The 12,638-nt window shown below is 37.0% G+C and carries 5 protein-coding genes and 2 tRNA genes; 2 read left to right on the plus strand and 5 right to left on the minus strand.

Translation table 11 applies throughout. The features are described from left to right. Positions 1 to 3,341: 3,341 nt before the first annotated feature. The 4 genes from K0T93_RS02670 to pgsA all read right to left on the minus strand — a co-directional run bounded on the left by K0T93_RS02670 (position 3,342) and on the right by pgsA (position 7,071). Complete coding sequence (locus K0T93_RS02670) at positions 3,342 to 4,430, minus strand: glycosyltransferase family 4 protein (RefSeq protein ID WP_225721173.1); 1,089 nt, start codon at positions 4,428 to 4,430, stop codon at positions 3,342 to 3,344. Between the two features lie 1,765 nt (positions 4,431 to 6,195). Beyond that, positions 6,196 to 6,269: transfer RNA gene (locus K0T93_RS02675), tRNA-Cys, on the minus strand. Between the two features lie 8 nt (positions 6,270 to 6,277). Further along, positions 6,278 to 6,353: transfer RNA gene (locus K0T93_RS02680), tRNA-Gly, on the minus strand. A 127-nt stretch (positions 6,354 to 6,480) separates the two neighbouring features. Then, the gene (gene pgsA / locus K0T93_RS02685; protein ID WP_225721174.1) at positions 6,481 to 7,071 is read right to left on the minus strand and encodes a CDP-diacylglycerol--glycerol-3-phosphate 3-phosphatidyltransferase; all 591 of its coding nucleotides are present in this window, start codon (positions 7,069 to 7,071) and stop codon (positions 6,481 to 6,483) included. Positions 7,072 to 9,237: 2,166 nt separating this feature from the next. Here pgsA and earP point away from each other — a divergent pair. Further along, a complete protein-coding gene (earP, locus tag K0T93_RS02690; protein WP_225721175.1) occupies positions 9,238 to 10,461 on the plus strand; it encodes an elongation factor P maturation arginine rhamnosyltransferase EarP in 1,224 nt (407 codons plus the stop codon). A 95-nt stretch (positions 10,462 to 10,556) separates the two neighbouring features. After that, positions 10,557 to 11,114, plus strand: a complete 558-nt coding sequence (gene efp / locus K0T93_RS02695; RefSeq protein WP_225721176.1) for an elongation factor P — start codon at positions 10,557 to 10,559, stop codon at positions 11,112 to 11,114. A 417-nt stretch (positions 11,115 to 11,531) separates the two neighbouring features. Here efp and nagZ read toward each other — a convergent pair whose 3' ends face one another. Further along, a complete protein-coding gene (gene nagZ / locus K0T93_RS02700; RefSeq protein WP_225721783.1) occupies positions 11,532 to 12,536 on the minus strand; it encodes a beta-N-acetylhexosaminidase in 1,005 nt (334 codons plus the stop codon). Between the last annotated feature and the right edge of the window lie 102 nt (positions 12,537 to 12,638).

Here is a 12,638-nt window from a genome sequence, read left to right on the forward strand (position 1 = left end):
CACGCTCATCAAAGAATGCCTGTAAATTATAGTCTTAATATTATGCTCTAACTAAGACTACCGCAATATATAAAATCTAGTTTTGCTTGTTTATGAAATATTATACTTCCTTTTTCTATAGAAATTACGTTTGAATGTCGACCATAGTGCATTATTAACTTAATAGAAATTTAATTTAGTACTAATAAGAAAGCATATTCCAGTCAAACGCACTATGTTGGCAAGAAATTATCGCGTGCAGGCCTATAGATCTAACTCAGATGAGACACGGCATTTCATTCAGCCACCAAGTGGAGTGGCATGACTCTAATAAGCTAAGTACCTCTCTAAACATAGAGAAGATGCGCAGTTTTTTCTTAAGACGTTCAGATTGTGAATTCCCATAAATATAGATTATTAATTTATGCAGCCTCTGTCTTTCAGTCAGTACTGAAATCTGAGCGAGCTTTATTAAATTTAAAATAAATAGCGGCATGTTTTTAGCTGTATTAAACTCGCACTCAATACATTCAAAAAATTTTTTTAATAAGAAATAATTTTCTAAAATTAGTGCACGTTTTAACAAACCCAGCTCTAAAAATAGGGGAAGTTTCTTTAGGGGGGTAATTTAGATCTAAATATTTTAATTCAGAATTAAACTATGCTTAATAAATAATTAATAAAATTTAATGAAGTCATTAAATTTTAAAAAAAGTTTAATTAAATAATTGCTTAATTCAATACATGCAAGTAAATTTGTATGTAACCTACTTACATTTGATGCGTATCTATTTTTAGAGCTCCTTTACCTCAGCCATAAGATTTTATATTTTAAAAATATTATTATTTATAATAAATTTAGTTAATCTTTATTCTTAGAATGCAGTATAAATTTAAATAGCACAGTTTTTAAAACTGGTCAATTGTTATCTGTAATATTAATATAAATTATATCGATACTCACTCAAATAATTCTCACATCTTCTTTTGTCAAAAAGCTTAAACTTTTCTTTAAAAAAAGAATTTAGATATCACATACAAATATATCAAACCTGCCTCTATTAAATATTAATAGTTCCTATAATTAGGAGGAATTACTCCATATCTTATATATACATTATAAATAAAAGAAATATTCTTCTTAAGAAAGATCAAAGACTTCGATCTGGTTCCTGAGATTGCTTGAGAATCTCATTGCATAGCTTTACTTCCTAAGTTATATAAGCATATATCAACTATAGTAATACGCTCACGCGGTTATGCACTTAGAATTAGAATTATCGTTTTATACGTTTCGTCTAGTTTTAAGACTGTATTTAAAATTTTTACTATTTTAGAGATTTGAACTGTATATATCCCTGAATATAATTCTTATATTTTTAGCACATCTATTATGCGTTTTTAGATAATTATTTAATATTCTTTTGTGTAGAATACATAAAAATTAAGTTTTAAAAAACATACTTAACATTTTTTTACTAAAGAGCTATGATAATATCATTTTTTTAAAAAAACGTTAGAAATCTATAAACTTTATTTTTATAAATTTAAATAAATAATTAATTTAATTATATTAAAATTTAATTCTTTTAAAGAAATTAAGAATAATACTTAAAAGTTAGTTTAGTTTAGTATTAACTACTAAATTAGTAGTAAATAAATATATATTTTATTTAATAACTTTATTAATTAACTTATTATTAATTAGTTTTGTATAAAAAATTTAAGTAAATTTTATAGTTCAAATTATTTTTGAGTGTTATAAACATTTACTCGGTAGATATTCTTCTACTTTTTTATAAAAAACACTTTACAAGTAGTAATTAATGCTTAGTTAATTTTTTTTAAAAATTTATTTTTAATACAAAAACCCAGTTTTTATATTTGAATATAAATTCAATGTATTATTATAAGTTTTTTTATAAAAACATACATAATTATTATGTATATGTAATTTTTAATTAAAAAACAATTTTTTGTATGTAAAAATTTATGAAAATATATATGTAATACTTTTACACTAATTATTAGTATCTAATTTTAATTATTATTTAATATATACTATATTAGTAGTATTAAGTTATTAGCAAGTTCTAGTTATCTTAAATACTTTCTATTGAAGACTAGCATCTTTAATTATATTAAATAATAATTATTCTTCAGAATATCTGATAAAAATTATTATGCTTTTGTAGGGCACATTTATTAAGAATTAAAATAATACATATTATATTTCTATGTTATTAGAAATATAATATGATGGAACTAGTAATAATCTTTACTTGTGGTGTTAATATCAAAAATATAAAGTAATTTAGTAAATTAACTTTTAAACTAAATTAATAATAAATATTATATATTATACTTATAAAGTAAGTAACATTAAATGTTATAAATAAAACTTTAAAAAGTATTTGATAATATCAATCTTTTTAATATAAAAAGATTATTTAAATATATTGATTATATAGATATAATCTAGTTTTTTTATGCATGAACGTTCAATTTATAAAATATTTTAACAAAATTTTTTGTGGAACTAATTTATATATTTTTGTTAAGCTTTAACTATACTAATTTTTAGATATGTCTAACCTTATTAAGGTAAGTTTAATTACTTAGTATAAAGTACTGAGTAATAATCACTAAGTATATAGATTAGGAATATTATTATTTTAATAATGATTTTAGATATCGTACTAGCTCAGTTTTTTACTTTAGATTTAATAAAATCTGTATAGTACACATAAATAAAAGCTACGTATAAAGTAGGGCTGTTATATTACTCTAGCTCGGCAAATCGACATCACTATGATGTACAATCCTGGTGATATAATAAACCACCCCCTACTATCGGCTGCCGCGTGGAGTGCTAACTTTAGTCCGGTAGCATGGATAAATTGTCCGATTAACCATACATTAAATAAAAAACAAATAAGTGAAAAGCAGTATAATGTCTGCCGCAATAGTTGCGGAAATAGATGAAATGACTGACTAACCTGTGCTTGCACACCGGGCTGTATAATTAGTAGAAATAGTAGAATAATGTATAGATATGCTAACGGTGATGATATAACGTTAGTTAAGATGAGCGCGAAGCTCATTTGCGACATTACATCTAACCAACGCGCAAGCAATACTACTCCGATCGCGCGCAGTGCGAAAATTTTTGCAGTGTTTGCCCTAAAATTATGCCTTGGCCGCATCACTTTCGGAAAATTATTCTCCCCGTTTGTTAAGCAGTCGCCGTTCGGCTACTGCAATTTGCACTAAAAGTGCATTACAAAGATTTTTGGTATACTATATTAGTCACTGTATCAGCAAAACTCTAAATATTATAGCTGTAATCGATAAAAGAATATCTAGGCTTTACTAAGCTTCTTTTTTGGCTGGTAATAACTATGTGTACTACTTGTACGATGGCTGTGATGAAGAAGTTCCTCATACACATGAACGTAACGCTGTGCCATCACCTTTGATGTAAAACGGGCTTCAAACGCCGCCCGCACACCGGCCCGTGATAACGTATGCAGCTGGTTCACTGCGATAACTGCACTCAACTCGTCTTCAACAATAAAGCCAGATACACCATTCTCGATTACTTCTGGTACTGATCCGCGTTTGAACGCTATTACTGGGGTGCCACAGGCCATTGCTTCAATCATTACTAGGCCAAATGGCTCCGGCCAGTCAATCGGGAAAAGTAACGCATGTGCGCCCGATAGAAATTGGGCTTTTTCAAGCTCAGAGATCTCGCCGATATACTCAACATGTGGTAGTGACATCAGGGGCTTAATCTGTTCTTCGTAATATGTACGATCAGTTTTATCAAGCTTCGCAACAATCTTAATTTTCATAGCGCACTGTTGCGCGATTCGAATCGCGGTATCTAAACGCTTTTCCGGAGAAATACGACCTAAAAAAGCTAGATAGCTTGGCTCGATATCGGTATGTGGCTTTAGCAAATCGATAGGTAGACCGTGATGCACAGTTGAGAGCCAATTAGCCTTCGGTAGAGAGTTACGCTGGTTGTCAGAGATTGATACGACCTTAACATCTTGAAACATATTAAAAATTGGCTGTAGCTCAGGCAAGTCAAGCCGGCCGTGTAATGTTGTCAAATTCGGCACTAGCTGACGAGAAAATAATGAGAACGGATAATATTCAATATGGAAATGCAGTACATCAAACTCTTCAGACCGCCGCCGCACTTGCTCAAGAAGTAACATATGTGGTGCCATCGTGTCGCGAATCGATGGATCCAACCGCAAAGCCTGTGGCCATACTGCATCGAGCTTAGCCGATGTCTGCGAATCCCCGCTAGCAAATAGCGTCACATTATGTCCGAGTTCAACTAGTGCTTCGGTAAGATAAGATACGACGCGCTCGGTCCCACCATATAGCTTTGGTGGAACGGCCTCGTGCAACGGCGCAATTTGAGCGATTCGCATGTCGGTAAACTCCTAAAAAAGTCAGGCGAAGTGACTGCTGTGGTTTAATATGGGTTAAGAATCCCATTTGCAATCTGGTCCGCCCTGCTAGCGCCATTAATACGAGCACGTTCCGATTTTTTACAATAGCGCATACAGCTTACTCTCAGCTTGATTTATCTGTCGCGCTCGATAGCTTGCCTTCGAGTAAAGGGAAAGCTCTAAATACTCTAGAAATGCAGCTATTCACTATTCAGAAAAAATTCCCTAAAGTTCTCCCAGATTTTATTTAAATGGCTATATAGCAGAATTTACGCCTGCCTTTAGAGTTTTTACTCTGTAACAATATTTAAGCACCTTACAAATCTTGCTCTATAAATCTGTTTTAGAATATTTTAGAGCTAGCAATGCAATCTAGGAGGTTGAGCTATGTGATTTAGCGTAATGCAACAAACATTTATTACAGACTAATTTTCATTGTATCTTAAAATATTTTGTTAATAGCATGGATGCGATCTTGATAACTTTCTCGGTTAACTATTTTTATGCTTAATTATGCTAGTAGAAATCTCCGACATTCTGACGTGCGCACTACTTAAGCTTGTTTAGTGAGAGAGCCATTGCATCATTAGCCTTTTGCAATATGCAACTCATCAATAAATGATGAGCTAGACAACATGCTAAAAGGACTATAGCTGCAGTGCATAGTAATTACACCTATCACTCTCAACTGCATTACTTACCTAAACTGTACTACTACACAGAGACAGCGTGCTGGCTAGTGAGCTTACTGATTTTTAAGACTGCAGGGACATACAAATCTTTCTGTAGTGCTGATAAATGTTATGCATCACATGTATGATATATGACAAGTCTGTCCGAAGCGGTGTAGTTACTCGCTTGAGCTGTATATTTTACTGTATCAACAATGACGATTCTTTGGAGAAAAACCTAAATAAGAATTCATCAATTTTAAGCGTGTTTTTTGTATCGATGATACATCTGATTCTCGATTATTCTCCGTTAAATATCCAATAGTATTAATGGGATCCGACTGCCAGGCAAGTTCAGCGTTAATAAATCTGCTATACCAGATCTGGTATAGCACTTCCATAAGGCATCATTAACTCAATCAAGAAAGATTATTTCTTTGTTATATTAAACTCTATATAAATACATAGCCTATAGCTAACCTGCTGTGTGAAATTTTCTATAGAACTTTAGACCCCTCTTCTACATGAGGGCTTTGTTGAAGCGATACTAAGGATATAACTAGAGATATAATTAACGATATACACAGGCTTCTATCTTGAAGCAAGATAGCACTGTTTTCTATATAAAAAGACAGTCAATAGCAAGCACACAAGAGAGATAAAACATTAAAACGTAGCCACTTTGATAAAATAAATATTAAGGCTATTTTCTGCATTAGATAATCGCATAAAATAGCACAATATAGGGGCAAGTAGCGGCTTATCAAAGAATAAGAGACTGAGCAGTTGCTTTTTTAAGAGATATATTTATCTTGATACATGCGCTTTATGCGCATCACACTTTCTTTAGCCAAAGAAAGTGTGTTTGAGTTTTATAACTCACGGTAACGCATACCGAAGAATTTAGATTAATTGTATTAACTCTTTGCAGTATTTTACCTATTCTACAAAGCTGCGGATAGCACACATCTAAATATACGTTCACTATATGCTACATTAATAGTAGATAGAAAAGCATAGCCCCGTGTATTACACTTTTTTAAAATGCTTGCAATTGAATTAATAAAAGTTTTTGGAGGCGCGAGCCGGAGTCGAACCGGCCTAAACGGCTTTGCAGGCCGCGGCATAACCGCTTTGCTATCGCGCCGTAATATTTGGAGCGGGAGACGAGTCTCGAACTCGCGACCTCAACCTTGGCAAGGTTGCGCTCTACCAGCTGAGCTACTCCCGCATAATTACATTCCCCACTAATGCGTTTACAGGAAAACTTTGACAGTATGCGAGTAGTAAAACACAGTGTCAAGAATTAAGGTCAACGTAAATATTTGTGCGATCAGAAAAATTAGCTGGCAGTCCTATCAGCAAGATGTTCGATCGCGAATCTGGGGCCAGGCTAATTTCATATAATATAGCATTGAGCAGATTGTTAGCAATGCTGCTAGGTAGAGCAGCATTGCTCCTAGAACACGTGTGTTAACTGCAAACCACCCCAGTATGCTAATCGGTGCATAGTACAGTAACATCGGGATTGCAATCATCTGGCATACAGTCTTAAACTTACCCAAAAAGTTAACGGCGACTCTCTCGGATGCGCCAACATGCGCCATCCATTCACGCAGTGCAGAAATCGCAATTTCACGCCCCACGATTACCAGAGCAACCGCTGCATCAAGGCGAAACAACTGCACTAGGATCAATAGTGTGGCAGTTACCATTAGTTTATCCGCAACCGGATCAAGAAAGGCGCCGAATACTGATGTTTGATTTAGTTTGCGCGCTAAGAATCCATCAAACCAATCGGTTAACGCTGCTAGAGTGAAGATGGCCGCAGCTATCTTATTCTTGTTTTGCAGGGTGCATATTATATTGGGAAGATAGTATATACCAACGATTAACGGGATCAGAACGATCCGTAACCACGTTAGGAAAATCGGTAAATTAAGGGGCATCGAAGCAAACTAGCGATAAAAAGTTACGCACAATTGATATTGTGCCGCGTGATCGAGCGCCTCACAAGCAAGCATCGGATATTGGCTATTCTTAGTACAATTAACGTGTGTCTTGGACGCGTTTATGACGCATACCGTGATAGCAACATGATAAATCTCATCGCGAATCTGAGGAGCTAGCATTAGTACACACGCTCTTGGCTCAAATCAAGCGATGAGCAACCACCCGCGAAATCTAGGGTCTCTAGACAAACTTTGTGACTTTCATTTTCATGATACCGACTAACACGCTAGCGTCCAACATTAGTTCAGTGAAAATCTAGCGACCGGTCTCGATCTGCTGTTTACAGCTGTAAATTAAGATAATATGTAGTAGAAAACTAGTACTTTCAACTATCTGAACTATGAGCTGAACACCATAGTCAGATGTAGCATCAGAAGCTGTTTAGACCTTATTAGGCAAAGATGTGATGCGCTAGCCAACTACGATATTCTCTTCTTATAGTTCTTATAGCGTTGTATAAGCACCCGCTGTATAGCAGTGGCAGTCATTCTCGGTGTGACCCCCATGGTATTCAGTAATGGTGCTCAACGGGCTGCATACCGTACTAATGATAGTAAACAATATTAAAGCTTAGGTTGCTTCGCACTATCGTATTCAAAATACTAAAATATTTAATGTGCAATGGTGATAAGTCCTCTAACCTAATTGATAGCACATGAGCAAGCGCGTGCTTTCTAAGCATCCTGTTAGGATAGTAGATAAACTATTACAAGTTGCGCATTTTTCGCTATCAAAATCTGTATGCTTCTGATTTTATGTCTACTAAATCAATAAGACTGCATGCCCGTACTGATCTTCTAAACGTTCATTAGCTTATTTATCAGCGGTACATAGCCGATGACAATCACCAGTGGAACCGAATGGCTAAGATAGTAACCTATGCAATGTGCGCTTGGACCTTTGCTTCGATACAATTCCACTCTTTCTTCTATATGCTATAGCTCGCTATCAAAACAGTGTCTTCCGCAGCCTTGCATATCGAGGTAAGGTACCACCCTTCAGATTCATCGACGTCCTTAGGACAATTACCGTTTTCTAAAGCAATTTCCGAGGCTTTCAGGGTCTTTTCTAAACCAATTTCATCTGAATATAGCCGGTGCGATCTTAACGAGGGATTGAAAATCAGTCTTGTCAGTAAGATAACGTCTATCACGTACCATAGCTAATTTATGCATACATGCCCCATTTACAAAACTACCGCAAGGATATACCGGCATCGCCGCTTCCAGGCTTTTCTTTAATATTAAACTCTTACTAGTACAGCACATACGATAGTGAAGTAATCTGATTGCGTACCGTTACGCTTATTCAAATTTTAAGTATGGCACGCATAACTATGCGTTTTATTTTTCAGATCTTTTATCGTCTCATGTTAGCTTTCCTCAAGAAAGCGTACCGTATTTTCACGTCTCGCGCATGGTCTTCATATCAGATGCACCGATACAGAGCGCAGTACAGCAGATAATCTAGTACAGCAGACTGGGTCGAGTCTGTTTGCCAAATACTGATGTAAGTGTATAATCTAAATTTGTATTAAAAGGTGCTGATACTTCCTCGCACACTATATTCCCTCAGGAATAGTTTGAAATACTACGCCATTCTTGTTGACGTGCCAGGACAGTATGGCATACGTAGGAGGCAATACCCAGTAAGTTTTAATACGGATACGATTTGGCACCGAGAAATAAGCTACTATAGCTCGTCTTTAATTCTGTAATGACTTTATTACTCTAGAAATAACGCCTCTGCTTTAGATAAAAGCGCTGTGATTGTGGTGTGCATAATACACCGGATTATTAATTAATTCGATACACGGGGTAATTAGCGTTTTTCAAAAAGAGATCTAGATGTACGCTTTTTTAAAGTTCCTTCTTTACTCATATACAACACAGTACGTTGTACGTTGTAATAGCGATATACGCTAAGAAAATACAAAAACTATAATGATATATTTAAGATCGCAACTCATATCAGGCTCATCATCGAATTGATGAATAAATAATTAAGTTATGTAAAGAATGTTAGATGCAACTTGCACGTTGTATAGAACTTGTGTTTTAAGATAAGAAGCCTAGATTATTCGTCAAAAACCCGCTAGTCATGTGCATTCTTCTATATCCTCCTGCCTAAATATACTCGTTAAATCTCGTGCGCCACTCGTATGCCACATTTTTTGCAAAGTTATCGACAATTTTGGCGATGCTGGTGTCTGCTGGCGGCTTGCTCGGCAGTTAGCGAGCCAATATAGATGGCAAGTGCACCTATTTATCGATAAATTAGCTACACTAGCGTGCTTAGCGCCGGGGTTAGATACTACGTGTGATCAGCAGGTGCTAGCCGGCGTTTTTATTGAACGCTGGCATAAATTTCGATTTACTAAGCCCCGCGCGTTTTCAATAAATAATGCTGATGTTGTGATTGAGGCATTTGCTTGCCACTTGCCGCCGTTATATCTTGCTGCAATAGCACAACGCCCGTCGCGGGTGGCTTGGATTAACCTTGAATACCTGTCATCAGAAAACTGGGTAACAGATTTTCATTTACGCACGTCGCCCCATCCTTACTATGCTCTGACCAAAACGTTCTTCTTTCCTGGCCTTAACGCCCACTCTGGAGGAGTGCTTTGTGAACAAAACTTAGACGCACAACGTCGTGCTTTTATAGAATCGGAATCTGAAAGATCATGCTGGTGGGCAACTTTTGGGATACCAAAGCCCGATCCGACTGCGATAATCGTATCCCTATTCTCCTATGAAAATCTTGCCCTTGACGGGCTACTTGAGCAATGGCGTGATGGAACAGATCCCCTGGTACTACTTATTCCAGAGGGGCAGGTATCTAAGTCTACGGCCCGGTTTTTCAACCGCTCTGCGGGACTTTCAACATTTACAGCAGGCACGAGCGTAAACGTATGCGCGCTGAGCGCCTATGTGTTGCCGTTTATCAGTCAGATTGACTACGATAAACTATTATGGAGCGCCGATGTGAACTTTGTGCGTGGCGAAGATTCGTTTGTGCGCGCGCAGTGGGCACGTAAACCATTCATCTGGCACGTGTATCCACAGACGAATAATGTACACTTATTAAAATTAGATGCAGCCCTTTCATATATCGGATCGACACTAGAACCATGCCCTCGCGATGCATTAATACGCTTCTGGCATGCATGGAATGGCAATATAACCTATGGTTTACCAGATTGGAGAGATTTTATCCAGTATCGAGAGGCTTTTGAGTCACGTGCACATACATGGGCAGATGAGCTGTCTTCTATAGGTGACTTAGCTGAACATCTATCTGTATTCGTCCAAAATATATTAAAATAATAGGTTTAGGGGTCTAAATTGATTACCAGACTACCCAAGTGCAGGGCATGCGGTTAGTCTATTCGTCGTACCTATTTATCAGACAAGACAATGTTATGAAGACTGCTCAAGAGCTGCGTACTGGGAACGTTATAATACTCACTGGTAATCCTATGGTTGTTCAAAAGACTGAGTATAATAAATCAGGCCGCAATGCCGCAGTCGTCAAGCTAAAGCTTGAAAACTTATTGACCGGAGCTATAAACGAATTAGTTTACAAAGCTGACGACAAGTTTATCGTAGTCGTTCTTGACCGAAAAAAAGTTACATATTCGTATTTTTCTAATCCAATGTATGTCTTTATGGATGCCGACTATAATCAGTACGAAGTTGAAGGCGAGATGATGGGTGATGCGTTACTCTATCTTAAAGATGGCATGACATGTGAGATTATATTCTATAACAACAAGGCAATCTCAGTGGAGTTGCCGACCATGCTAGTACGTGAAATTGTCTACACAGAACCGGCAATCAAGGGTGATACCTCTTCTGGAAAAATACTTAAGAATGCCAAACTGGCTACTGGCTTTGAACTGCAAGTTCCGCTATTTTGTAATATCGGTGACAAGATTGAGATTGATACACGTACTCATGAATATCGCAGCCGCGCATAATAGAGTCTTGATTATTCTTAAATCTAGGTCGCACCGAATTGCCGATACTATCAGCCCGGTCCCTAAAAAGATACATTAGTATTAATTTTCTCCATGTTGCCGGGAATGAAACATTTATATGATAAGTTTCCAAAGAACTTACATTCTGCTGGATAGGTGGTACCCGGCATCTATAAATCTCTAAGCACTAATTCCCGAGTTATTGATAACATTTCTGCTATTTGGCAGATTTAGCAAGAGTATCAAAGCGATAACTATTTATTTTGAGGACTAAAACGCACTAAATAAGTACGATAAAATTACTTAAAATGGGATCATTCATTCTTTAGAATGAGTAGTTCTTCTATATAGAATTGACTATAAATCGCAGAAAAATAATAAGTTTCAGTAAAAAAGAATCAGGCCGATTTACCCTGTTTACTCTAGGCTATCAACTAGCTTTCGTGCTTGACAATAATCGGATTGACACATTAAGTCATTCCATTTCAGGAATTTACCTTGTGGTGTTATTCCCTTAATGCGTCTCTGCGAGACATTATCAATAACACGTGTACGCAAACACTGCAACACATCATCAGTTTCCTCCGGATGATTGCAAACGAGAACCATACTACATCCGGCATCGAGCGCCGCATGCGCGGCCTCGGCAGTAGTTCTAGCTTGTCGAGCTGCTTCCATTGATAAATCGTCGCTAAAAATTACACCATTAAATCCAAGTTTACCCCGTAGAATCTTCTTCAGCCAAATAGACGAAAAACCAGCTGGCTGAGTATCAACAGTCGGATATACAATGTGCGCAGGCATCACCGCATCCAGCGATAGTCCAGGCCACTGATATGGCTGTGCATCGTAAGCAAGAATCTCGTCGAGCGTACGGGTGTCAACGGGTGCTGAAACATGTGAGTCCGCTTTTACGTAGCCATGTCCCGGAAAATGTTTGCCGCAGGCTGCCATCCCAGCTAGTGCCAGACCATGTGCGATGCCTTGAGCCAGGAGCGCAACGACTCGAGGATTCGAATGGAGCGCACGATCTCCAATTACTTTAGAATATCCATAGTCTAGATCAAGAACAGGTGTAAAGCTTAAGTCAACGCCGCACGCGCGCAGCTCCGCTGCTATTATATAGCCAATCGCCTTAGCTATTCTCATTGCTGAAATCGCATCGTTATTCCATAACGTACCAAGGACGCGCATTGGAGGCAACGACGTAAACCCATCGCCCTGGAAACGCTGTACACGCCCGCCTTCCTGGTCTACTGCAATAATTACATCATTGCATACATCGCGAATAGCGTGAGTAAGCTCGAGCAGTTGCACACGGTTAGCATAATTACGAGTAAACAGAATTACCCCACCGGTCAGAGGATTATGGATCCGGCGGATATCATCATAACTCAATGAAGTATTCGAAATGTCGAGCATCACTGGAGTATATTTATACTTGTGATTGTTCAACTTAGGTTTCTGGGGTCAGTTATATACAGCTCCATCACAACATCGAGGTTTATTTATCGATGTATTAAT

Source organism: Candidatus Vallotiella sp. (ex Adelges kitamiensis), assembly GCF_020342435.1.
Lineage (GTDB): Bacteria > Pseudomonadota > Gammaproteobacteria > Burkholderiales > Burkholderiaceae > Mycetohabitans.

Bases quoted from the DNA above. Each gene is read 5' to 3' on its own strand.
- K0T93_RS02670 (WP_225721173.1), bottom strand. From the start codon at position 4,430: ATGCGAATCGCTCAAATTGCGCCGTTGCACGAGGCCGTTCCACCAAAG.
- pgsA (WP_225721174.1), bottom strand. From the start codon at position 7,071: ATGCCCCTTAATTTACCGATTTTCCTAACGTGGTTACGGATCGTTCTG.
- efp (WP_225721176.1), top strand. From the start codon at position 10,557: ATGAAGACTGCTCAAGAGCTGCGTACTGGGAACGTTATAATACTCACT.
- nagZ (WP_225721783.1), bottom strand. From the start codon at position 12,536: ATGCTCGACATTTCGAATACTTCATTGAGTTATGATGATATCCGCCGG.